Genomic DNA, 23,047 nt, shown 5'->3' with positions numbered 1-23,047 from the left:
GGCAGTGCTTCAGCTATGCCAATGTCTGCCATGCCTGGCAAGCAGGCTATTGGCTTGCTCCGGCCCGTTACTGCCTGCCGGATACGGCCGCGGCGCCTGAAAGTGCTCTTCACAGCCCTTGATGATCGGGTCGATCCACGCCCAGGCCGCTTCCACTTCGTCGCGCCGCATGAACAGCGTCGAGTCGCCTTCCAGCACATCCAGCAGCAAGCGTTCGTAGGCTTCCCAGCGACGCGTCTGGCTGAACACCTGGGCCAGGTTCAGGTCCAGGTCCACCGGCTCCAGGCGCATGCCCTTGCCCGGGCTCTTGGTCATCATGCGCAGGCTGATGCGTTCGTCCGGTTGCAGCTGGATCAGCAGCTGGTTGACCTGGCCACCGTTGAACAGCTCGTGGGGCACCGGCTTGAACTGGATGACGATCTGCGATGAACGCCGCGCCATGCGCTTGCCGGTGCGCAGGTAAAAGGGCACCCCGGCCCAGCGCCAGTTGTCGATGTGCGCCTCGATCGCGATGAAGGTTTCCGTGTCGCTGTCGTTGTCGACGTCCTTTTCGAAGTAGTAGGCCGGTACTTCCTGGCCGCCGATGCGGCCGGCGCCATACTGCCCGCGTACGGTCTTGTCCTGGACGTCCTGGCCGGTGATGGGTTTGAGGGCGCGCAGGATCTTCACCTTTTCGTCACGCACCGCTTCGGCTTCGAACTGCGCGGGGGGCTCCATGGCCACCAGGCACAGCAGCTGCAGCAGGTGGTTCTGCAGCATGTCGCGGGTCGCGCCGGCGCGGTCGTAGTAGGCGCCGCGGTTTTCCACCCCCAGGGTCTCGCAAACGCTGATCTGCACATGGTCGACCTGGTTGTTGCGCCACACCGGCTCCAGCAGGGCGTTGGCAAAGCGCAGGGCCATCAGGTTCTGCACGGTCTCTTTGCCCAGGTAGTGATCGATACGGAATACCTGGTTTTCTGCCAGCACCGAGCCAATCGCTTCGTTGATGGCGGTAGCCGATTCCAGCGAGTGGCCGATCGGCTTTTCCAGCACGATGCGCGCTTCGCTGTCGGCCAGGCCGGCATTGCGCAGGTGATTGGCAATCGGTACGAACAGGTTGGGCGCGGTGGCCAGGTAGAAGATACGCGTCAGGCCGCCGGGCTCGCCCAGGTAACGCGCCAGGCGTCCGAAGTCGGCGCTTTGCGAGGCATCCATGGCGAAATAGTCGACCCGCGCGGAAAACCGTTGCCAGACTTCTTCGTCGAAGTCGTTGCGGGCGATCTGTGCTCGGCAATGGCGTTCGGCGAGTTTCAGATAATCGTTACGTGGCAGGTTGCGTCGCGCCAGCGCGATGATCCGCACGGCATTGTTCAGACGGGCCTCGCGATACAGGTGGTAGAGCGCCGGGAGCAATTTGTGCAGGGCCAGATCGCCGGTGCCGCCGAAGACCAGAATGTCGCAAGGAATAGTCAAACCACCACGCTCCACGTTCGTTTAACTGGGCGGGTTGGCGTCCATGTAGTATAACTACAAGAAAGCTACAACCCGGCCAGCCGATCATAACCGAGTCCAGCCCGTGAATCTGTTGCAACATATCGCCCAATCGCGCCACCTGCTGCGCAAATCGGAACTCAAGGTAGCCGACCACGTGCTACTCGACCCGGCTGCCGTCATGCACAGTTCCATGGCCGATCTGGCGCACAGCGTAGGTATCAGCGAACCGACCATCGTGCGTTTTTGCCGCGCGATCGGCTGTTCGGGCTTTCAGGACCTCAAGCTGAAGCTGGCGCAGAGCCTGGCCGCCGGGGCCAGTTTCGGCCAGTTCGCCATCCATGAAGACGACTCGGTTGCCGACTACAGCCTGAAGATCTTCGACACCACCCTGCACACCCTGATGGAAGTGCGCGAGCACCTTGACCCACAGGCGCTGCAGCAGGCCGTGTCCGCCATGGCCCAGGCGCAGCGTGTGGAGTTCTATGGCTTCGGCGCCTCGGGTGCGGTGGCGGCCGATGCCCAGCACAAGTTCTTCCGCCTGCTGCTCAGTGCGGCAGCCTATTCCGACCCGCACATGCAGGCGATGTCGGCAGTAACTTTGAAGCCAGGCGATGTGGCGGTTTGTATTTCCCAGTCGGGCCGCTCCAAGGACCTGCTGATTACCGCCAACCTGGTGCGTGAGAGCGGTGCCAACCTGATCACCCTGTGCCCCAGCCAGACGCCGCTGGCCGAGCTGTCGACGGTCAACCTGGCGATCGATGTGCATGAGGACACCGAAATCTACACCCCGCTGACCTCGCGTATCGCCCACCTGGTAGTCATCGATGTGCTGGCCATGGGCGTGGCCATGGCGCGCGGGCCGAGCCTGGTCAACCACCTCAAGAGCGTGAAGCGCAGCTTGCGCAGCCTGCGCCTGTCGCCGAAGTCGATCAAGGCTACCGACGACTGATAGTGTTGCCTGTGCAGGCCTCTTCGCGGGCTTGCCCGCTCCCACAGGAGTTGTGCACTTCTTGAAGTCGGCGCAGGCGCTACAAAATTCACTGTTCTGTCACCATTCCACCGCCAAACGGTAAACCGCCAACGCCAGTCTGAAACTCCCGCATCCTATCTGGGAGACAGGCAATGGCTCGTGACTTCGACGGTACGTACCAACCCAACGCCAAGGCTCGCAAACAGCAGGAAAAGGATCAGCGCCGTATGGAATACCGCCGCGCGATCGAGAGCTATTGCGATCAACGTCAGCTGCTTCGTGACCTCGCCGACTACCCCGAGTTGCAAGAACTCACGGTGTGGCAGGCGTCGGCGGCAGTTTCCCCGAAAAACGCTCGACCAGTGCACTGATCAACGCACGTTCGCTGCGGATGAACGCAAGAAAGGCCAAGGCTACCGGCGATTGCCGCTTGGCCTTGGCCTGCACCACGCACCAGCTTCGGTACAACGGCAGCTCCTCCACCGGTAGCTCCTTCAGCACACCCGTCGCGAGCTCAAGATTGACCGCATGGCGGGTCAGCAGGGCAATCCCCAGCCCGGCGATCACGCATTCACGCTGGGCGTCGGCCGAGGCCACTTCCAGGGTCTGGGTGAAATGCACGCGCTTGTCCTTGAAGTACTCCTCGCAAGCCTTGCGCGTGCCGGAACCTTGTTCGCGGATCAGCAAGGTATGAGGTTCCAGGTCCTGCAGGCGCAGTTGCTCGAGCTTGCACAGCGGGTGCTCGGGCGGCGCCACCGCGACGATCGGGTTGTTGAGGAACGGCAGAAACTCCAGGCCCATGTCCTGAGGCACCATGGACATGATGATCAAATCGTCGCGGTTGTCCGACAGGCGGCGGATGGCCTGGGCCCGGTTGACCACCGTCAGGGTCAGGTTGACCTCCGGGTGGCGCTGCTTGAAGGCGGCGAACAGGTGTGGCACGAAGTACTTGGCGCTGGACTCGATCGCCAGTTTCAGCTGCCCCTGCAATGAGCCCTGCATGTCCGACAGCTGCATGTCCAGGCTCTCCAGCCGCCCGAAGATATCGTGGCTGGCGCGTTGCAGGGCTTCGGCCGCTTCGGTCAGGTAGAGTTTCTTGCCCACGTACTCGAACAGCGGCTGGCCGATCAGTTCTTCGAGCTGGCGGATCTGTAGACTAACGGCGGGTTGCGTCAGCGCCATCTCTTCCGCCGCACGGCTGTACGAGCGCAAGTCGCACACCTCGTTGAAGATCTGCAATTGACGCAATGTCATACGCATCAATGACTTACGCATTTCAGTCGGGCCTTAAGCAACACCTTGTTACCGCACTATAAGCTTTTACTAATACAGCCTCTAACAAATATTGATTTTTGTTTATCGACCCACAGCGCTAGGGTGAATGTGCGACTGGCCAGCAACGTCTGGTCACGCGCCGACCGGTAGAACCGGCTCGACTGTTCCTACGGCTTTGGGAAGACTCCAGTGATAAAAAAAATCCTGATCGCCAACCGAGGTGAAATCGCAGTTCGGATCGTGCGCGCCTGCGCCGAGATGGGCATTCGCTCGGTGGCGATCTATTCCGACGCCGACCGCCACGCGTTGCACGTCAAGCGTGCCGACGAAGCCCACAGCATCGGTGCCGAGCCGCTGGCCGGTTACCTGAACCCGCGCAAGCTGGTGAACCTGGCGGTGGAAACCGGCTGTGATGCCCTGCACCCGGGCTATGGCTTCTTGTCGGAAAACGCTGAACTCGCAGAGATCTGTGCCGAGCGCGGGATCAAGTTCATCGGCCCGGCCGCCGATGTCATTCGCCGCATGGGCGACAAGACCGAAGCGCGCCGTACCATGATCGCCGCCGGTGTGCCGGTAACCCCAGGCACCGAAGGCAACGTTGCCGATATTCATGAAGCCCTGAGCGAAGGTGACCGCATCGGTTACCCGGTCATGCTCAAGGCCACCTCTGGCGGCGGCGGCCGCGGTATTCGCCGTTGCAACAGCCGTGAGGAACTGGAACAGAATTTCCCTCGCGTCATCTCCGAAGCCACCAAGGCCTTCGGTTCTGCGGAAGTGTTCCTGGAGAAGTGCATCGTCAACCCCAAGCACATCGAGGCGCAGATCCTCGGTGACAGCTTTGGCAACGTGGTGCACCTGTTCGAGCGCGACTGCTCGATCCAGCGCCGTAACCAGAAGCTCATCGAAATCGCTCCGAGCCCCCAGCTTACCCCCGAGCAGCGCGCCTATATCGGCGACCTGGCGGTACGCGCGGCCAAGGCTGTGGACTACGAGAACGCCGGTACCGTGGAGTTTCTGCTCGCCGATGGCGAGGTGTACTTCATGGAGATGAATACCCGGGTGCAGGTGGAGCACACCATCACCGAGGAAATCACCGGTATCGACATCGTTCGTGAGCAGATTCGCATTGCTTCGGGCCTGCCGCTGTCGGTCAAGCAGGAAGATATCCTGCACCGTGGTTATGCGTTGCAGTTCCGTATCAACGCCGAAGACCCGAAGAACAACTTCCTGCCCAGCTTCGGCAAGATCACCCGTTATTACGCCCCCGGCGGCCCGGGCGTGCGTACCGACACGGCGATCTACACCGGCTACACCATTCCGCCGTTCTACGACTCCATGTGCCTGAAGCTGGTGGTGTGGGCGCTGACCTGGGAAGAAGCCATGGACCGCGGCCTGCGGGCCCTGGACGACATGCGCGTACAAGGGGTGAAGACCACCGCCGCGTATTACCAGGAAATCCTGCGCAATCCGGAATTCCGTAGCGGCCAGTTCAATACCAGCTTCGTCGAAAGCCACCCTGAACTGACCAACTACTCGATCAAGCGCAAACCCGAAGAGCTGGCCCTGGCCATCGCCGCCGCCATCGCCGCCCACGCAGGCCTGTGAGGAACCCCATAATGTCCAAGAAAATTCACGTAACCGACACGATCCTGCGCGATGCCCACCAGTCCCTGCTGGCTACCCGCATGCGTACCGAAGACATGCTGCCGATCTGCGAAAAGCTCGACAAGGTCGGCTACTGGTCGCTGGAAGTCTGGGGTGGCGCCACCTTCGACGCCTGCGTGCGCTTCCTCAAGGAAGACCCGTGGGAGCGCCTGCGCAAGCTGCGTGCGGCGTTGCCCAACACCCGCCTGCAAATGCTCCTGCGGGGCCAGAACCTGCTGGGCTACCGCCACTACAGCGATGACGTGGTCAAGGCCTTCGTCGCCAAGGCTGCGGTCAACGGCATCGATGTGTTCCGCATCTTCGACGCCATGAACGACGTGCGTAACCTGCGTGTAGCCATCGAAGCGGTCAAGGCTGCCGGCAAGCACGCCCAGGGCACCATCGCCTACACCGTCAGCCCCGTGCACACCATCGACGCCTTCGTCGCCCAGGCCAAGCAGATGGAAGCCATGGGTTGCGACTCGATTGCGATCAAGGACATGGCCGGCCTGCTGACGCCATTCGCCACTGGCGAGCTGGTCAGGGCGCTGAAGGCCGAGCAGTCGCTGCCGGTGTTCATCCACTCCCACGACACTGCCGGCCTGGCCGCCATGTGCCAGCTCAAGGCAGTGGAAAACGGTGCCGACCATATCGACACCGCCATCTCCAGCTTCGCCTGGGGCACCAGCCACCCGGGCACCGAGTCGATGGTTGCTGCGCTCAAGGGCAGCGAGTTCGATACCGGCCTGGACCTGGAGCTGCTGCAGGAAATCGGCTTGTACTTCTACGCCGTGCGCAAGAAGTACCACCAGTTCGAGAGCGAGTTCACCGCGGTGGATACCCGCGTGCAGGTCAACCAGGTACCGGGCGGGATGATTTCCAACCTGGCTAACCAGCTCAAGGAGCAGGGCGCCCTCAACCGCATGAACGAAGTGCTGGCAGAGATCCCGCGCGTGCGTGAAGACCTTGGCTTCCCGCCACTGGTCACGCCGACTTCGCAGATCGTTGGCACCCAGGCGTTCTTCAACGTGCTGGCCGGCGAGCGCTACAAGACCATCACCAACGAAGTGAAGCTGTACCTGCAAGGCGGTTACGGCAAGGCCCCGGGTGTGGTCAACGAGCAGCTGCGTCGCCAGGCGATCGGCAGCGAAGAAGTGATCGATGTACGTCCGGCCGACCTGCTGAAGCCGGAAATGGCCAAGCTGCGTGCCGACATCGGTGCCCTGGCCCGTTGCGAAGAAGACGTGCTGACTTTCGCCATGTTCCCGGACATTGGCCGTAAGTTCCTCGAGGAACGTGAAGCCGGCACCCTGACTCCTGAAGTCCTGCTGCCTATTCCTGAGGCGGGCGCAGTGGCGTCTCACAGCGGCGAAGGCGTGCCGACCGAGTTCGTCATCGATGTGCACGGCGAAACCTACCGCGTCGACATTACCGGCGTCGGCGTCAAGGCCGAGGGCAAGCGCCACTTCTACCTGTCGATCGACGGCATGCCGGAAGAGGTGGTGTTCGAGCCGCTCAACGAATTCGTTGGTGGCGGCAGCAGCAAGCGCAAGCAGGCCAGTGCTCCGGGCCACGTCAGCACCACCATGCCGGGCAACATCGTCGATGTGCTGGTCAAGGAAGGCGACATGGTCAAAACCGGCCAGGCCGTGCTGATTACCGAAGCCATGAAGATGGAGACCGAAGTGCAGGCGGCGATCGCCGGCAAGGTCGTGGCCATCCACGTGGCCAAGGGCGACCGGGTGACCCCGGGTGAGATCCTGATCGAGATCGAGGGCTGAGTTAAGCCCTCATCTGCAAGCGGTTAACCTCTGGGGAGCGGATGCTCCCCTTTTTTTGCGCTCGAGTCTGGTAAAGACCATGTGGGAGCGGGCGAGCCCGCGAAGAGGCCGGTGAGCCCGATACAAGGCTCAACCTTTGCGGCACGCTTCCAAGGTCTGCACCTGCCCCTCGGGCCGCTGATTGTCCTCGCTCAGCCAGCGCGCGAACCCGGCAGCCACCGCTGGCCATTCATCATCGGTAATCGAATACCACGCGGTATCCCGGTTGTGGTCCTTCACCACCAGGTGCTTGCGGAAAACACCCTCGTGAACGAAGCCAAATCGCTCCGCCGCGCGCCGGGAGCGAGCGTTGGCGTTGTTGCACTTCCACTCCAGCCGGCGGTTGCCCAGCTCGAAGGCGAGCTTGCCCAGCAGGTACACCGCCTCGGTGCTCTTGGGCGTGCGCTGCATGGCGGCGCCGAAGGCGACATGGCCGATTTCGATGCGGCCGTGCTCGGGCACCATCGACATCAGGCTGAGGATGCCCTGGGCCTGGCCGTTGCTGCGGTCGATCACGGCATGGAACAGCGGATCGCGGCCGGCAGCGTTGCCTTCCAGCCAGCGGTCGAAGGCCGCACGTTCGGTGAACGGGCCGTAAGGCAGGTAGTCCCACAGGGCCGGGTCGGCAGCCGGGCCTTGCAGCGCCTGCCAGAGGTCGTTGCCATGGCGCGCCGGCTCGAGCTTTTCCAGGCGGATGAAGCGCCCTTCGATCGTCTCGGCCTTCGGCGTGGCGGCGGGCTTCCAGTTCAATGTGTCGGTCATGTTCGGCTCAGAACTCTTTACGGAATTGGATGAAGCCCGAGCGCTCGGCAACCTGCTGGTACAGGCTGATGGCGGTGGCATTGGTTTCGTGGGTCAGCCAGTGCACCTTGCTGCAGTTTTCAGCCTTGGCTGCTGCGTAGACATGCTCGATCAGTTGCCGGCCGATGCCCAGGCCACGCTGCGTGCCGTCCACGTACAGGTCCTGCAGGTAGCAGGCATTGCCGATACTCCAGTTGCTGCGGTGGTAGATGAAGTTGACCATGCCCACCGCCTTGCCATCCACCCAGGCCAAGGCCGAATGGGTTGGCTCGTTGGGGTCGAGCAGGCGCTGCCAGGTGCAGAGGCTCACTTCATCGGCCAGTTCGGATTCATAGAAGTGCAGATAGGCGTGCCACAGGGCAAGCCAGGCAGCGTGGTCTTGGGCAGTGACGGGGCGCAGGGTAACGCTGGGCATGGGGCTGTTCCTTCAGAGTGGGCGCATGTGCGCCGCGAGTTGGTTGTCCAGGTAATCGGGGCTGGCGCTCAGGCTTTCGCGCACGCCGGCAATGTCTTGTGCCGAGCGGTTCTGGCTGAGCTTGCGCGCGCCTTGCAGGCGGGCGATGGGCAGGCGGATACCGACGATGGCGCGAAGCATGCCGTCAAGGTAGTCCCGCGGGGCGTCGCTGACGCTCCACGGTTCGCTGCGGCCTTGCTCGTGGCGATCGGTCAGGCGGCTGACGATGGCCAGCAGGGGTTCGGCTTGGTGAATCACTTCTGCCTGGCCATAGGCATGTACGGCCAGGTAGTTCCAGGTCGGCACCACCTTGGGGTTGTCTGCCTTGCTCGGGTAGTAGGTGGGGCTGACATAGGCGTCGGCACCGGGGAATACCAGCAGGGCTTCGGCACCTTGCGCCAGGTCCTGCCATTGGCTGTTGGCCCGTGCCAGGTGGGCATAGACGGTGCCGAACTCACCCTCAGTGGAATCGACCAGCACTGGCAGGTGGGTGGCCAGCAGGCCGTGTGCGCCATGGCTGACCAGAATGGCCAGGCGAGTGTCGAGCATGTGTTGGTGCAGGCGACCGAGGTCGTGCTCCTGGTGGGGTTTGCTGTTGTACATGCTCGGTTTCCTTGTGCAATGGCACCATCCTAGGCAGGCTAATGGCTCTTGGTAAGAGCCATTACCAGCTGTTTTGATAGGTCCAATAACATGAACAGGCCCACCCTCGTATTACCTTTCGACCCCGCCGGGATCTCGCTCGATCGGCGCCGCGGGCTCAGCCAGCAGCTGTACCAGGCCCTGCGTGCGCGGGTACTGGACGGGCGGCTGAGCAGTGGCACCCGGCTGCCGGCCACTCGTGACCTGGCTGCTGTGCTGGCGCTGTCGCGCAACAGCGTGGTGCGGGCCTATGACCAGCTGTATGCCGAGGGCTTTATCGAAAGCCGGGTAGGCGATGGTACGTATGTCAGTCAGCTGCCGAAGCTCTCTTCCGCAGAACTATCCACACAACTATCCACAGGGTTATCCCGGGGTTTATCAACAGACTTATCCACATTTCGCGCCTCAGATACTGATGATTTATCCAGCAGTCGCCTTTCCAGCGGGCCTTTGCAGCGTCTGAAAACCAACCATTTGCTGCCGCCCAGAAGCGGTGCGCCGCGTGCTTTTCGCGTCGGTATTCCAGCATTCGACCTGTTCCCGTTCGACATCTGGGCCAAGCTCCAGGCGGGTTTCTGGCGTAAACCGGCGCCTGCCCAGTTGGGTTACGGCGACCCGGCAGGCGAGCCGCTGCTGCGCGAGCTGATCGCGGCGTACTTGCGTCGCTCGCGTGGGCTGAGTTGTACTGCTGAACAAATTGTGATCACCAGTGGCGCGCAGCAGGCCATCAGCCTTTGTGCACAGCTGCTGCTGCAGCCGGGCGACGGTGTGGCTGTGGAAAACCCGGGCTATCGGGCGGCCGGGCACGCGTTTGCACTGGCAGGCGGCAGGCTGCATGGCGTGCCGGTGGACGAGCAGGGCATGGACTGCCGCCAGCTCGAGCAGTTGGCCGATTGCCGGCTGGCCTACGTCACCCCGGCTCACCAGTACCCGACCGGGGTGACCATGAGCCTGGCGCGGCGCCTGGAGCTGCTGGCCTGGGCCGAGCGTAGCGGTGGCTGGGTTATCGAGGACGATTACGACGGCGAGTACCGTTACAGCGGTGCGCCCCTGGCTCCGCTTGCGGCCCTCGACCGCAACGGGCGGGTGCTGTATGTCGGCACGTTCGGCAAGATCGCCTTTCCGGCGTTGCGCCTTGGTTACCTGGTATTGCCGGCGCAGCTGGCGCTGGCGTTCAGCCAGGGCAGGGCATTGGCGGTGCGGCATTCGGAAGTCAGCAGCCAGTGCGTGATGGCCGAGTTCATGGCCCGCGGCCACTTCCAGCGGCATATCCGACGCATGCGCAAGGCGGCGTTGAGCCGGCGCAATGTGCTCAAGGCCGGCTGGCCTGTGGATATCCCAGGGTTGGGTGGCATGCCGGAAGTGGAGGCCGGGTTACATGTGAAGGTCGATGTGGATAACTTTGCCCTGGAACAGCGGCTGGTAGCCAAGGCTGAGGAGGTAGGGGTGGAGGTGACGCCGCTGAGTAATTTCTGGCTCGCGGATAGCGCGGTGCCTGTGGATAAGCGGGCAGGGCTGGTGCTGGGGTTTGCGGCGGTGCCGGAGGGGGAGATAGCCGAGGCCTTGCTGAAATTACGCAAGGCCTGGAGAAAGTGAATGGGGCCGCTGTGCGGCCCAATCGCCGGCAAGCCAGCTCCCACAGGTACTGCATCTGCCTCGTAAGCAGTGGAGATACTGTGGGAGCTGGCTCCCACAGGTACTGCATAGGCCTTGAAGGCAGTGGAACACCTGTGGGAGCTGGCTCCCACGGGTACAGCATAGGCCTTGAAGGCAATGGAACACCTGTGGGAGCTGGCTTGCCGGCGATTGGGCTGCAAAGCAGCCCCCCGGCGCTGAATCAGGTACCGGACTTGATCCGCGTCCAGGCCCGGGTTCGTGCCCGTTCGGCATCCCTTGCCAAAGGCTTGAGCGTGTAAAGCTTGGCCATCGCCTCCGCCGTCGGGTACAGGTTGGGGTTGTTGCGAATCGCCGGGCTCACCTTGTCGGTCGCGTCCTTGTTCGGGTTCGGGTAGCCGACAAAGTCGCTGATCGGCGCAATCACCTCGGGCCGCAGCAGGTAATTGATGAACGTATGGGCATCTTCCGGGTTGGCCGCGTTTTTCGGAATCGCCAGCATGTCGAACCAGATCGGCGCACCTTCCTTGGGCAGGCGCATGTCCACCACCACGCCATTCTTCGCATCGCGGGCGCGGTTGGCGGCCTGGGAGAAGCTGCCGCTATAACCCACTGCCACGCAGATATCGCCGTTGGCGATGTCAGCCATGTACTTCGAGGAATGGAAGTAGGTGATGTGCGGGCGAATCTTCAGCAGCAGTGCCTCGGCCTGCTTGTAATCGGCCGGCTTGTCGCTGTTCGGCGGCAGGCCCAGGTACTGCAGGGCCAGCGGCATGATCTCCGAAGGCGAGTCGAGCAGGGCTACGCCGCACGCTTTGAGCTTGGCGATGTTCTCTTCCTTGAAGATCAGGTCCCAGCTGTCCACCGGGGCGTTGTCACCAAGCGCCGCCTTGACCTTGGCCGGGTTGAAGCCAATCAGCACGGTGCCGTACATGTAAGGCACGGCGAACTTGTTGCCGGGGTCGTTGGCCTCGATCAGCTTCATCAGCGCCGGGTCCAGGTGCTGCCAGTTCGGCAGCTTGCTGCGGTCCAGCGGCTGGAATACCCCGGCTTCGATCTGCTTGGCGAGAAACACGTTGGAAGGCACCACCACATCGTACCCGGAGTTGCCGGTCAGCAGCTTGGCTTCGAGCGCCTCGTTGGTGTCGAAAATGTCGTAAACCAGCTTCACACCGCTTTGCTGCTTGAAGTCGGTGAGGGTCTGCGGCGTGATGTAGTCGAACCAGTTGTATACCCGCAAGGTGCGCTGTTCTGCCTGGGCCGGCAGGGCAGCGGTGAACAGCGTGGCGGCGATGAACGGGGCGAGCAGATGCTTGAGTCGGACCATTACCGGGCTCCTGGCTGGGCGTGCTGGAAGCCTTCCAGCACATTGACCGCGTTGATACCGATTTCTTCCACAGCGTAGCCGCCTTCCATCACGAACAGGGTCGGCTTGCCGAGCTGGGCGATGCGCTTGCCCATTTCCAGGTAATCCGGGCTGTCCAGCTTGAACTGCGAGATCGGGTCGTCCTTGAAGGTGTCCACGCCCAGCGAGATCACCAGCACATCGGCGTCATAGGCGGCGATGCGCTGGCAAGCGTCCTCCAGGGCGTTGCTCCAGGCAGCCCAGTCGCTGCCAGCCGGCAATGGGTAGTTGATGTTGCAGCCTTCGCCGACACCCTCGCCGGTTTCGTCGGCATAGCCGAGGAAGAACGGGAACTCGTCGCGCGGGTCGCCATGGATCGAGGCGAAGAACACATCGTTGCGGCTGTAGAAGATGTCCTGGGTGCCGTTGCCGTGGTGGTAGTCGACATCGAGGATGGCGACCTTGCGTCGGCCCTGGTCAAGGAAGGCCTGGGCGGCGATGGCGGCGTTGTTCAGGTAGCAATAGCCGCCCATGACTTCGCCGGCGGCGTGATGCCCTGGCGGACGGCACAGGGCGAAAGCGGAATGGGCGCCCTGCTGGATCGCCGCCTGGGCGGTGAGGGCAACCTGGGCGGCGCTGTAGGCGGCCTGCCAGGTACCGGCGGTGATCGGCGCACCGGCATCGAAGCTGTAATAGCCCAGCTCACCGTGCAGGCCGCTGGGTTTGACCTGGCGCAGGGTGCGTGCGGGCCAGGTGAACGGCAGCAGATCGCCTTCGTGACCCAGTGCGGCCCAGCGCGCCCAGGCGCCTTGGAAAAAATCCAGGTAGTCGGCGCTGTGGATGCGCAGCAACGGCGCGCGGCCGAAGTCGGTTGGGCCCTGCACGGCGCCGAGATTGCGCTTTTTCACCTGGTCGAGCACATGGTCGGCACGCGAAGGCATTTCGAAGCAGGGCATCAGCTTGCCGTCGATCAGCTCGCAGCGGCCGTGGTGCAGGCGGTGGTCATCGGAATAGATCGTCAGCATTGTTGTTCTCCGGTAGGGACTGGCGTGGGCTCATTTTCATGGTCGGGCCAGTGCGGGAGAACGACGCAAATGGCCAAAAGGGGATCGATGTGGCCAAGGTCTTTGGCTGGATTTGTTGGTGGCCTGTACTGGCCCTTTCGCGGGTGAACCCGCTCCCACAGGGATTGCACCCACAGGTGCAACACTGTAACTGTGGGAGCGGGTTCACCCGCGAAAGGGTCGGTGCAGATCAGCCGCGAAAATGGCTGGGTGCCACACCGCTCCAACGCTGGAAGGCATGCCGAAAGCTGGCGGTCTCGCTGAACCCCAGGCACTCGGCAATCCGATAGATCGGCATCTGCTCATCAGCCAGCAACTGCTTGGCCCGCTCGAACCTAAGTTCATCCAGCAACTGTTGATAACTGCTGCCCAGCGCCTGCAGATGCCGACGCAGGGTGCGCGATGAACAATTCATCTGCCGCGCCAGGCCGTCCAGCCCGGGCGCTGCATCCAGTTGCTGCGCCAGCAATTGGCGGATCCGCCCCAGCCAGGCCTGGCGACCCGTGAACTCCAGGTTCAGGCGCCGGCAGCGTTCACTCATGGCGTTGTGGGTGATGGGGTCGGCCAGTGGCAACGGCGTCTCCAGCCAGCGCCGTTCGAACGCAAAGGCGTTGTCCTCGGCGCCGAACCCGACCGGGCACTGGAAGGCCCCGGCATAGAGCGCGTGGTAGCCAGGACGGGGGTGTTCGAAACGGGCGCCCAGCAGGGGTAGCGGGCGGCCGAGCAGGTCGTCGCAGATGACCTTCAGCGATACCAGGCAGAACTCGGCATTGAAGGCGGTCAGCGCCGGGCTGTCGTGGTAATCGCTGGCGCTGAACCAGACGCGCTGGCCGTCGTCGAGCAAACGTAGTTTGAAGACTGTTCCCAGCAGTGCCGGGTACTGCAACGCCAGGCGCAGGGCGTCACCCAAAGTGGCACTGGAGAGCAGGGCGTAACCGAGCATTCCGTAGCACGACACATGCATGCGCCGGCCCAGTTCCAGGCCGATGTCCTCACGCCGGGCAACGGCATTGGCGCACACCTGCAGTTCCTGCTGGGTGGTGATGCGCGCATCGGCATGCCCCAGGTCTGCCGGGCCTATGCCGCTGCCGGCCAGCAGCGCCGAGGCCTCGCAACCGTCCGCCTGGAAGACGTTGAGGATCAGCGAAACCGCGTTGAGGGTGGTCAGGTGGCTGTGCAGCATGCTGGGTAATCCCGTTGGCCTGGGACGCATTATGGAGCAAGTTGTGTGCCGATGTTCGGGGGCCGCTCTGCGGCCCTATCGCGACACAAGGCCGCTCCCACATGAACGGTGTACGCAGGGCTCTTGTGGGAGTGGCCTTGCGTCGCGATGGGCTGCAAAGCAGCCGCAAAATCCTGCAGGCAAAAAAAAGGCCCGAAGCATAGGCTCGGGCCTTGGAAAGGTTGAGAGGTGTCTAGTCCCTCGACCTGGTGAGACTGTTTACAGCGGCCTGGTTACGCCTTCAGCGGAACCAGACGGGGAGCGATCATGTTCTCTGGGCGCAGGATGTCGTCGAGCATCGCGTCGTCCAGCAGCTTCTCTTCGCGCACCAGTTCCAGAACGCCGCGGCCGGTCTCCAGGGCAACGCGGGCGATACGGGTGGCGTTTTCGTAGCCGATGTACGGGTTCAGGGCGGTGACCAGGCCGATCGAGTGCTCGACCAGTTCACGGCAGCGCTGTTCGTTGGCAGTGATGCCGACGATGCAGTGCTCGCGCAGCATGTCCATGGCGCGCTGGAGCAGGCGGATCGAGTCGAAGATCTTGTAGGCGATCAGCGGCTCCATCACGTTCAGCTGCAGCTGGCCACCTTCGGCAGCGACGGTCAGGGCCAGGTCGTTGCCCATGATGGCGAAGGCCACCTGGTTGACGGCTTCCGGGATAACCGGGTTGACCTTGCCTGGCATGATCGAGCTGCCTGGCTGACGCGCTGGCAGGTTGATCTCGTTGATGCCGGTGCGCGGGCCGCTGGACAGCAGACGCAGGTCGTTGCAGATCTTCGACAGCTTGACCGCGGTACGCTTGAGCATGCCGGAGAACAGCACGAAGGCGCCCATGTCGGAGGTGGCTTCGATCAGGTCGGCAGCCGGTACCAGCGGTTGGCCGCTGATGGCAGCCAGGCGCTGTACGGCCAGGGCCTGGTAGCCAGGGTCGGCGTTGATGCCGGTGCCGATGGCGGTGCCGCCCAGGTTGATTTCGGTCAGCAGTTCCGGGGCCAGCGAGCGCAGGCGCTGCAGGTCTTCGGTCATGGTGGTGGCGAAAGCGCGGAATTCCTGACCCAGGGTCATCGGGACGGCGTCCTGCAGCTGGGTACGGCCCATCTTCAGAACGTGGTCGAATTCCTTGCCCTTGGCAGCGAAGGCCTGGATCAGGCTGTCGAGGCTGGCCAGCAGGGCGTCGTGGCCCAGCAGCAGGCCCAGACGGATAGCCGTCGGGTAGGCGTCGTTGGTCGACTGCGCCATGTTCACGTCGTTGTTCGGGTGCAGGTACTGGTACTCACCCTTCTGGTGGCCCATGGCTTCCAGCGCGACGTTGGCAATGACTTCGTTGGCGTTCATGTTGGTGGAGGTACCAGCACCACCCTGGATCATGTCCACCACGAACTGGTCGTGGTAATCGCCTTTGATCAGGCGGGCGCAGGCTGCACTGATGGCAGCGTGCTTGGCATCGCTCAGGTGACCCAGCTCACGGTTGGCGTCGGCAGCGGCCTGCTTGACCATGGCCAGGGCCACGACCAGCTTCGGGTAGTGCGACAGCGGAACACCGGAGAGGTGGAAGTTGTTGGCAGCGCGCAGGGTCTGAATGCCGTAGTAGGCATCTGCAGGAACTTCAAGGGTGCCCAACAAATCTTTTTCGACGCGGAACGATGCAGCGGAGGACATGATGTATATCATCTCGATTTTGACCCGGCACATGCCGGAATGGCGCCAATCCTAGGCCTGAAGGTGTTTTTGCGGCCAATGCTGTTGCACGCTAACCTATGCACAAACGGCATAGTGTTTCATGTGACGCCAATTGACATTCGAGCGTGTTCCATTTTGGTGCACGCCAGGAGATGTGCTTCGTGAACCTTGAAAGCAAATGGCTGGAAGACTTCAGTGCGCTGGCTGCCACCCGCAGTTTTTCCCAGGCGGCAGAGCGGCGTTTCGTCACCCAGCCGGCCTTCAGCCGGCGCATCCGCAGCCTCGAGGCTGCGCTGGGCCTGCAGCTGGTGAACCGCTCGCGCACGCCGATCGAACTGACCGAGGCTGGCCAGCTGTTTCTTGTCACGGCACGCACGGTTGTCGACCAGTTGAGCGAGATTCTCCGCCATTTGCATCATCTGGAAGGCGGGCAGGGCGAAGTGGTGCAAGTGGCTGCGGCGCACTCGCTGGCGTCGGGCTTCTTTCCGCGTTGGGTGGCCCAGTTGCGCAACGACGGCCTGAACATTGCCACCCGCCTGGTTGCGACTAACGTCGGAGACGCCGTGCACGCGTTGCGCGAAGGTGGTTGCGACCTGATGCTGGCCTTCTATGACCCGGATGCCGCCCTGCAGATGGATGCCGAAATCTTCCCGTCGCTGCACATGGGTAACACCGAAATGTTGCCGGTGTGCGCTGTGGATGCCGATGGCAAGCCATTGTTCGACCTCGAAGGCGAGGGCAGTGTGCCGCTGTTGGCCTACACCGCCGGCGCTTTCCTCGGGCGTTCGGTCAACCTGCTGTTGCGTCAGCGCAACCTGCGCTACACCACGGTCTATGAGACCGCCATGGCCGACAGCCTCAAGAGCATGGCGCTGGAGGGCATGGGCATCGCCTGGGTACCGCGCCTGTCGATGCGCGGAGAACTGGAGCGGGGGGAACTGGCGATATGTGGCGGAAGCCAATGGCATGTGCCGCTGGAAATCCGCCTGTACCGCTGCGCCCTGGTGCGCAAGGCCAACGTCCGGCTGTTGTGGCGCAAGCTGGAAGGGGCGGCGATGGTTGACCCGAAAGTCAGCCAAAGCCCCGAAAAATAAGGCCCGACAGTTGGTCGCCGGGGTGCCTTAACCGCACCACCTTACGGTATACTGCGCGGCCTTTCGACCGGATGCGTCCGGTCCTGATCAGCAAACAAGCCACGCCGGTCGTCCCGCGTGGCTTGTTGTTTTTTGACGCGCCCAAGGGCGCACAAGCGAAGAGGCTCGACGATGAGTGCACTGGTTGGCGTGATCATGGGCTCCAAGTCCGATTGGTCCACCCTTAGCCACACCGCCGATATGCTGGAAAAACTCGGCATCCCCTACGAAGTGAAGGTGGTTTCCGCCCACCGCACCCCGGATCTGCTGTTCCAGTATGCCGAGGAGGCCGAGGGCCGTGGCATCGAGGTGATCATCGCCGGTGCCGGTGGCGCAGCTCACCTGCCAGGCATGTGCGCCGCCAAGACCCACCTGCCGGTGCTGGGCGTGCCCGTGCAATCGTCGATGCTGTCGGGTGTCGATTCGCTGCTGTCGATCGTGCAGATGCCAGCCGGTGTGCCGGTAGCCACCCTGGCCATCGGCCGTGCCGGTGCGGTCAACGCCGCGCTGCTGTCGGCGAGCATCCTCGGTGCCAAGCACCCTCAGTTCCACACGGCGCTCAAGCAGTTCCGCACGGAACAGACCGACACTGTGCTGGACAACCCAGACCCGCGCCAGGCTTGAGGCTCAACCCATGAAGATCGGTGTAATCGGTGGCGGCCAACTGGGCCGCATGCTGGCTCTGGCGGGCACCCCGCTGGGCATGAACTTCGCCTTCCTCGACCCGGCACCGGACGCCTGCGCCGCGCCGCTGGGCGAGCACCTGCGCGCTGACTACGGCGACCAGGACCACTTGCGCCAGTTGGCCGACGAAGTCGACCTGGTCACGTTCGAGTTCGAAAGCGTCCCGGCCGAAACCGTCGCCTTCCTCTCGCAGTTCGTGCCGGTGTACCCCAGCGCCGAAGCGCTGCGCATCGCCCGTGACCGCCTGTTCGAGAAGAGCATGTTCCGCGACCTGGGTATTCCTACCCCGGCCTTCGCCGACATCCTTTCGCAGGCCGACCTGGACGCCGCAGTGGCCAGCATCGGCCTGCCGGCGGTGCTGAAAACCCGCACCCTCGGTTACGACGGCAAGGGCCAGAAAGTGCTGCGCACGCCTGAAGATGTGGTCGGTACCTTCGCCGAGCTGGGCAGCGTGCCGTGCCTGCTGGAAGGCTTCGTGCCGTTCACTGGCGAAGTGTCGCTGGTGGCCGTGCGTGCCCGTGATGGCGAAACCCGCTTCTACCCGCTGGTGCACAACACCCACGAAAGCGGCATTCTGCGCCTGTCGGTGGCCAGCCAGGCGCACCCGCTGCAGGCGCTGGCCGAAGACTACGTGGGGCGCGTGCTCAAGCAGCTGGACTACGTGGGCGTGATGGCCTTCGAGTTCTTCGAGGTCGACGGTGGCCTGAAGGCCAACGAAATCGCCCCGCGCGTGCACAATTCCGGGCACTGGACCATCGAAGGTGCCGAGTGCAGCCAGTTCGAGAACCACCTGCGCGCGGTCGCCGGCCTGCCGCTGGGCTCGACCGCCAAGGTGGGCGAAAGCGCGATGCTCAACTTCATCGGTGAAGTGCCGCCGGTGGACCAGGTGGTCGCCATCGGTGATTGCCACCTGCATCACTACGGCAAGGCCTTCAAGGTCGGCCGCAAGGTTGGCCATGCCACCCTGCGCTGCCACGACATGGCCACGCTCGAGCGCAAGATTGCCGAAGTAGAAGCGCTGATCGGCAACTGATCGAACTTCTACCGGCGGCTAACCCTCTGAAATGGCAACAAGCCAAAGTGCTGTCTAGGCTTTGGCTTGTTCCATCTTCACTGCAGAGGGATCGCCATGGGCATCATCGGAACCATCTTCATCGGCCTCATCGTCGGCCTGCTGGCCCGCTTCATCAAGCCGGGCGACGACAGCATGGGCTGGATCATGACCATCCTGCTGGGTATTGCCGGCTCCTTGCTGGCTACCTACGGCGGCCAGGCGCTGGGCATCTATCAGGCCGGAGAGGCTGCGGGCTTCTTTGGCGCGCTGGTGGGTGCGGTCGTCCTCCTGGTGATCTACGGGTTCATCAAGAAACGCTGAATACTGGTTAGAATGCTCGGCAATTCATTCGAGTTGCCGAGCATTTTCATGCGTGCCTTTTTCCTCGCCTCACTGCTGTTGGCCAGTACTCTGGCCCATGCCGAACTGCCTGAAACCGACTGGCTGGAGCTGATGCCCAAGTCGGACCAGCAGGCGCTCGAGCAAATGCCTGAAATCGACCACAACTCCCCGGAAGCCATGGGCACCTTTACCGACAAGGGCGGCCTGAAGCAGAGCAAGGGCCTGCCGGCGGTGATGTACTCGAGCAAGACCGTGGCGGCCATGAACGGCAAGGCCATCCGCCTCGGCGGCTATCCGGTGCCGTTGGAGAGCGACGCCAAGGGCAACAGCACGCTGTTCTTCCTGGTGCCGTACCCGGGCGCCTGCATCCATGTGCCGCCACCCCCGCCCAACCAGCTGGTGCTGGTGCGCTACCCGCAAGGCTTGAAGATCGACGACATCTACACACCGCTGTGGGTCAGCGGCAAGCTGAAGGTGGAGAAGGTCAGCAATGACCTGGCCGATGCGGCCTATGCGCTGGATGCTGGGAAGGTGAGGGTGGTGGAGGACGCAGACCTCTGATTGCCTGTGCCGGCCCTTTCGCGGGTAAACCCGCTCCCACAAGTCTTCACAAACCTTGAATATCGTGGAGACCCTGTGGGAGCGGGTTTACCCGCGAAGGGGCCCGAACAGACACTGCAAAACTCAGATCAGTTCACAGCCAATCCTGACCCCCAGCGAACTGCTTCCCCTTGGCTGCAACTCCACAAGGTCATCCCACACATTCGCCGTCTCGATGCACAGCATGCGCTGCCAGCCATCATCGGCCATGTCCGCTAGTTCCCTGGCCCGTTCGGTCCAGGGGTTCCAGATCACCGCCGAACGTGACCCGCTGCTGGTCAGGGTAATCCGCCGCTTCCAGTGCGGGTCGACAATGCTTAGCGTTGGCGGGGTGTTGAGGTAGATGCGGTCTGTTTCCCCAGCGAACTCGAGCGCCCCTTGCTGCTGGCGCTGCTGCCAGTCAGCCAGCGTTTCGATGTAGCTCAGGCCCTCGGCGCCTTCCACCCACGCCTGGCGCACATCGCTGACCGCGAAATAGCTGTGCAAGGCCTGGCTGATGGTAACCGCGGTGTAGCCCATGTTGCGGCTGGTCAGGTTCAGGGTCAGCTCGTCACCCAGCTCCATCACCAGCTTCAGCTCTACATCATGCGGCCAGCCGGGAAGCTCACCCTGCGCTTCAGGCAGCTCGAATTCGATCCGCAGGGTCGTGCCTGCTTGCTCGATCCCCAGCAGTTGCCAGTCGCGCGCGCGCGCCAGGCCATGGGCCGGCGCCTGTTCGCCACGGTACATGGCCTGCACGGCCTGGGGGTTGCGCTGCAGGTTGCCGAACCACGGCCAGCACACCGGTACACCGGCGCGTACCGACTTGCCCTGACGGAAGATGGCCTGGTCGCTCAGCCACAGCAGCGGGGGCTGGCCAACGCGCTGGTAGCTGAGGACCTGTGCGCCCTGCTGGGCGATCAGGAGTTCGGCGTGGTCGCTGCTGATGCGCCAGCAGTTGAGTTCGCCATGTTGCTCGGTTACGACCTGGTAGGTAGCCATTGCGTTCGTCTCATTGATTGCCAGTGGGCCTTGGACCCGGGCATACGCAATGAGTTTACCGCTGGCGTTGCTCAGCGACGAGGTACGGAGCGGGTGCGGCCACTGCCGTCGATGGCGACGAAGACGAACACGGCTTCGGTGACCTTGCGCCATTCGCTGGACAGCGGGTCGTCGCTCCACACTTCGACCATCATCTGGATCGAGCTGCGGCCGATTTCCAGGGTCTGGGTATAGAACGACAGCTGCGCGCCGACAGCGACCGGAACCAGGAAGGCCATGCGGTCGATGGCCACGGTGGCCACGCGGCCGCCGGCGACGCGGCTGGCCATGGCGGTGCCGGCCAGGTCCATCTGGGCGACCAGCCAGCCGCCGAAGATATCGCCGAAGCCATTGGTCTCGCGCGGCAATGCGGTGATCTGCAAGGCCAGGTCGCCTTGCGGGATAGGATCTTCTTGTTCGAGCTCAATCATGCGATGGGGCCTCTGACCCGTGACGCTTTTCGTTGGTGTGGCGCAAAGGCCGGGTAAACGATTCAGCTGGAAACATACTACGCCGATTTCGTTTCACTGGACGGCCGTAGGGAAACTCTGCGAAACCGCCTGACAATAATGACCGGCGTTTTCGCACAACATCCCACATTAGGCGCAACCTTTTCCTACGAATCGCCAGTATATAGAGCATAACGGCCAGCGACGACCGCGCATTGATGAATATCTGTAGGGATTTTGTATCGCTTTCGGCGCGGCTCGGCAATTTGCTATCTTCACCGGTCTTACCTATTCAAAAGCCGCGTGCCAAGCGGCCTGCACGCCTAAAAAGAGAACAATCAGCGATGACTTCCGTGCCGAGCAGTATCGAGCAGCCTTCGCGGCCGCTGACCCGCAGTGACTACAAGACCCTCTCGCTGTCCGCCCTGGGTGGCGCACTGGAGTTCTACGACTTCATCATTTTCGTGTTCTTCGCCACCGTGGTCGGCAAATTGTTCTTCCCAGCCGACATGCCCGAGTGGCTGCGCCTGATGCAAACCTTCGGCATCTTCGCCGCCGGCTACCTCGCCCGCCCGCTGGGCGGCATCATCATGGCTCACTTCGGCGACCTGCTCGGGCGCAAGAAAATGTTCACCCTGAGCATTTTCATGATGGCGCTGCCAACGCTGATCATGGGTTTGCTGCCGACTTATGCACAGATCGGCATGCTGGCGCCGATCCTGCTGTTGTTGATGCGCGTGATCCAGGGCGCTGCAATCGGCGGCGAGGTGCCGGGTGCCTGGGTGTTCGTGTCCGAGCACGTGCCGGCGCGCAACACCGGCTACGCCTGCGGCACCCTGACTGCGGGGCTGACTGCGGGCATTCTGCTGGGCTCGCTGGTGGCCACCCTGATCAACAGCCTGTACAGCGCCGAGGAAGTGGCCGATTACGCCTGGCGTATCCCGTTCCTGCTCGGCGGTGTGTTCGGCCTGTTTTCGGTGTACCTGCGCCGCTGGCTGCACGAAACCCCGGTATTTGCCGAAATGCAGCAGCGCAAGGCACTGGCCGAGGAGCTGCCGCTGCGCGCCGTGCTGCGTGACCATCGTGGTGCGATCATCCTGTCGATGCTGCTGACCTGGATGCTGTCGGCTGCCATCGTGGTGGTCATCCTGATGACCCCGGCACTGCTGCAGAGCATCTACCACATCAGCCCTATCGACTCGCTCAAGGCCAACAGCATGGCGATCGTGCTGCTCAGCTTTGGCTGCATCGGTGCTGGCAGCCTGGCCGACCGCTTCGGTGCGGGCCGGGTGTTCGTGGTCGGCAGCCTGCTGCTGCTGGCCAGTTCCTGGACCTTCTTCCACAGCCTGCCGACCCGGCCCGAGCTGCTGTTCCCGCTGTATGCGCTGACCGGCCTGTGCGTGGGCGTGATCGGCGCGGTGCCGTATGTGATGGTCAAGGCGTTCCCGGCGGTGGTGCGTTTCAGTGGGCTGTCGTTCTCGTACAACGTGGCCTACGCGATCTTTGGCGGGCTGACGCCGATGGTGGTGACCGGGCTGTTGAAGGTGAGCCCGATGGCGCCTGCGTACTATGTGGCGGGGTTGTGTGCGGTTGGTCTGCTTGTGGGGCTGTATCTGCTCGCCAACAAGCGCTAAGGCTGCTGGCCTCTTCGCGGGGGGGGCCCCCCCCCCCCAGGGGGCCCCCCGGGGGGGGGGGGGGGGGGGGCGGGCGCGGGGGGGGCCGGGGGGGGGGGGGGGGGGGTGGTGCCAAGTGGGCGCACAAG

General features: G+C 63.1%; 22 protein-coding genes. 11 read left to right on the top strand and 11 right to left on the bottom strand.

The annotated features are described in order from the left end of the window. Positions 1 to 9: 9 nt before the first annotated feature. Positions 10 to 1,452, bottom strand: coding sequence for a glucose-6-phosphate dehydrogenase (gene zwf / locus C6A77_RS00110; RefSeq protein ID WP_114167540.1), 1,443 nt, complete (start codon positions 1,450 to 1,452; stop codon positions 10 to 12). A gap of 103 nt (positions 1,453 to 1,555) precedes the next feature. Between zwf and hexR the strand changes: the two genes are divergently transcribed. After that, on the top strand, positions 1,556 to 2,422 hold the full coding sequence (gene hexR, locus C6A77_RS00105; RefSeq protein WP_003253273.1) for a transcriptional regulator HexR: 867 nt from the start codon (positions 1,556 to 1,558) through the stop codon (positions 2,420 to 2,422). A gap of 173 nt (positions 2,423 to 2,595) precedes the next feature. Continuing rightward, a complete protein-coding gene (locus C6A77_RS25830) occupies positions 2,596 to 2,814 on the top strand; it encodes a hypothetical protein (protein WP_114167539.1) in 219 nt (72 codons plus the stop codon). On the opposite strand, the gene C6A77_RS00095 is transcribed toward C6A77_RS25830, so the two are convergent. Continuing rightward, positions 2,756 to 3,718 (bottom strand): LysR family transcriptional regulator, encoded by a 963-nt coding sequence (locus tag C6A77_RS00095; protein ID WP_114167538.1) that lies wholly within the window; start codon positions 3,716 to 3,718, stop codon positions 2,756 to 2,758. The two genes, C6A77_RS25830 and C6A77_RS00095, sit on opposite strands and share 59 nt — an antisense overlap. A 189-nt stretch (positions 3,719 to 3,907) precedes the next feature. Here C6A77_RS00095 and C6A77_RS00090 point away from each other — a divergent pair, with 189 nt between their 5' ends. Next, positions 3,908 to 5,323 (top strand): acetyl-CoA carboxylase biotin carboxylase subunit, encoded by a 1,416-nt coding sequence (locus C6A77_RS00090; protein WP_114167537.1) that lies wholly within the window; start codon positions 3,908 to 3,910, stop codon positions 5,321 to 5,323. 11 nt (positions 5,324 to 5,334) lie between these two features. Next, the gene (gene oadA, locus C6A77_RS00085; RefSeq protein WP_114167536.1) at positions 5,335 to 7,143 is read left to right on the top strand and encodes a sodium-extruding oxaloacetate decarboxylase subunit alpha; all 1,809 of its coding nucleotides are present in this window, start codon (positions 5,335 to 5,337) and stop codon (positions 7,141 to 7,143) included. Positions 7,144 to 7,272: 129 nt separating this feature from the next. Here the strand turns inward: oadA and C6A77_RS00080 are convergent, their stop codons facing one another. The 3 genes from C6A77_RS00080 to C6A77_RS00070 are packed head-to-tail and all read right to left on the bottom strand — an operon-like array spanning position 7,273 to position 9,040. Continuing rightward, positions 7,273 to 7,944, bottom strand: a complete 672-nt coding sequence (locus C6A77_RS00080; RefSeq protein ID WP_114167535.1) for a GNAT family protein — start codon at positions 7,942 to 7,944, stop codon at positions 7,273 to 7,275. 7 nt (positions 7,945 to 7,951) lie between these two features. Beyond that, positions 7,952 to 8,398: a GNAT family N-acetyltransferase gene (locus C6A77_RS00075; protein ID WP_114167534.1), complete on the bottom strand. Its 447-nt coding sequence runs from the start codon at positions 8,396 to 8,398 to the stop codon at positions 7,952 to 7,954. 12 nt (positions 8,399 to 8,410) lie between these two features. Beyond that, positions 8,411 to 9,040 (bottom strand): FMN-binding negative transcriptional regulator, encoded by a 630-nt coding sequence (locus C6A77_RS00070; protein ID WP_114167533.1) that lies wholly within the window; start codon positions 9,038 to 9,040, stop codon positions 8,411 to 8,413. Positions 9,041 to 9,130: 90 nt separating this feature from the next. Between C6A77_RS00070 and C6A77_RS00065 the strand changes: the two genes are divergently transcribed. After that, entirely contained in the window at positions 9,131 to 10,675 is a 1,545-nt protein-coding gene (locus C6A77_RS00065) for a PLP-dependent aminotransferase family protein (RefSeq protein WP_114167532.1), read from the top strand. A gap of 241 nt (positions 10,676 to 10,916) precedes the next feature. Here the strand turns inward: C6A77_RS00065 and C6A77_RS00060 are convergent, their stop codons facing one another. From C6A77_RS00060 to aspA, 4 genes are all read right to left on the bottom strand, one after another. Next, complete coding sequence (locus tag C6A77_RS00060; RefSeq protein ID WP_114167531.1) at positions 10,917 to 12,020, bottom strand: polyamine ABC transporter substrate-binding protein; 1,104 nt, start codon at positions 12,018 to 12,020, stop codon at positions 10,917 to 10,919. After that, the gene (locus tag C6A77_RS00055; RefSeq protein WP_114167530.1) at positions 12,020 to 13,063 is read right to left on the bottom strand and encodes a histone deacetylase family protein; all 1,044 of its coding nucleotides are present in this window, start codon (positions 13,061 to 13,063) and stop codon (positions 12,020 to 12,022) included. Before C6A77_RS00055 ends, C6A77_RS00060 begins: the two co-directional genes overlap by 1 nt. A 229-nt stretch (positions 13,064 to 13,292) precedes the next feature. Continuing rightward, a complete protein-coding gene (locus C6A77_RS00050; protein ID WP_114167529.1) occupies positions 13,293 to 14,285 on the bottom strand; it encodes an AraC family transcriptional regulator in 993 nt (330 codons plus the stop codon). A gap of 272 nt (positions 14,286 to 14,557) precedes the next feature. Then, entirely contained in the window at positions 14,558 to 15,982 is a 1,425-nt protein-coding gene (gene aspA / locus C6A77_RS00045; RefSeq protein WP_063912413.1) for an aspartate ammonia-lyase, read from the bottom strand. A 182-nt stretch (positions 15,983 to 16,164) separates the two neighbouring features. Here aspA and C6A77_RS00040 point away from each other — a divergent pair, with 182 nt between their 5' ends. The 5 genes from C6A77_RS00040 to C6A77_RS00020 all read left to right on the top strand — a co-directional run bounded on the left by C6A77_RS00040 (position 16,165) and on the right by C6A77_RS00020 (position 19,777). Then, positions 16,165 to 17,097, top strand: coding sequence for a LysR substrate-binding domain-containing protein (locus tag C6A77_RS00040; protein ID WP_161959639.1), 933 nt, complete (start codon positions 16,165 to 16,167; stop codon positions 17,095 to 17,097). A gap of 171 nt (positions 17,098 to 17,268) precedes the next feature. Then, the gene (gene purE / locus C6A77_RS00035; RefSeq protein ID WP_114167527.1) at positions 17,269 to 17,760 is read left to right on the top strand and encodes a 5-(carboxyamino)imidazole ribonucleotide mutase; all 492 of its coding nucleotides are present in this window, start codon (positions 17,269 to 17,271) and stop codon (positions 17,758 to 17,760) included. Positions 17,761 to 17,770: 10 nt separating this feature from the next. Further along, the gene (locus C6A77_RS00030; protein ID WP_114167526.1) at positions 17,771 to 18,853 is read left to right on the top strand and encodes a 5-(carboxyamino)imidazole ribonucleotide synthase; all 1,083 of its coding nucleotides are present in this window, start codon (positions 17,771 to 17,773) and stop codon (positions 18,851 to 18,853) included. Positions 18,854 to 18,949: 96 nt separating this feature from the next. Continuing rightward, the gene (locus C6A77_RS00025; RefSeq protein ID WP_112249445.1) at positions 18,950 to 19,195 is read left to right on the top strand and encodes a GlsB/YeaQ/YmgE family stress response membrane protein; all 246 of its coding nucleotides are present in this window, start codon (positions 18,950 to 18,952) and stop codon (positions 19,193 to 19,195) included. 48 nt (positions 19,196 to 19,243) lie between these two features. After that, the gene (locus C6A77_RS00020; protein WP_161959638.1) at positions 19,244 to 19,777 is read left to right on the top strand and encodes a DUF3299 domain-containing protein; all 534 of its coding nucleotides are present in this window, start codon (positions 19,244 to 19,246) and stop codon (positions 19,775 to 19,777) included. 123 nt (positions 19,778 to 19,900) lie between these two features. On the opposite strand, the gene C6A77_RS00015 is transcribed toward C6A77_RS00020, so the two are convergent. Then, a complete protein-coding gene (locus C6A77_RS00015; protein ID WP_114167525.1) occupies positions 19,901 to 20,797 on the bottom strand; it encodes a D-hexose-6-phosphate mutarotase in 897 nt (298 codons plus the stop codon). A gap of 71 nt (positions 20,798 to 20,868) precedes the next feature. After that, positions 20,869 to 21,267, bottom strand: a complete 399-nt coding sequence (locus tag C6A77_RS00010; RefSeq protein ID WP_003253317.1) for an acyl-CoA thioesterase — start codon at positions 21,265 to 21,267, stop codon at positions 20,869 to 20,871. Positions 21,268 to 21,629: 362 nt separating this feature from the next. On the opposite strand from C6A77_RS00010, the gene C6A77_RS00005 reads away from it, so the two are divergent. Then, complete coding sequence (locus C6A77_RS00005) at positions 21,630 to 22,919, top strand: MFS transporter (RefSeq protein ID WP_114167524.1); 1,290 nt, start codon at positions 21,630 to 21,632, stop codon at positions 22,917 to 22,919. Positions 22,920 to 23,047: the final 128 nt, after the last annotated feature.

Source organism: Pseudomonas sp. AFG_SD02_1510_Pfu_092 (genome assembly GCF_003331055.1).
Classification (GTDB): Bacteria; Pseudomonadota; Gammaproteobacteria; order Pseudomonadales; family Pseudomonadaceae; genus Aquipseudomonas.
Note: the sequence above shows the minus strand (reverse complement) of the source record. Positions and strands in the feature narration are given on the sequence as shown.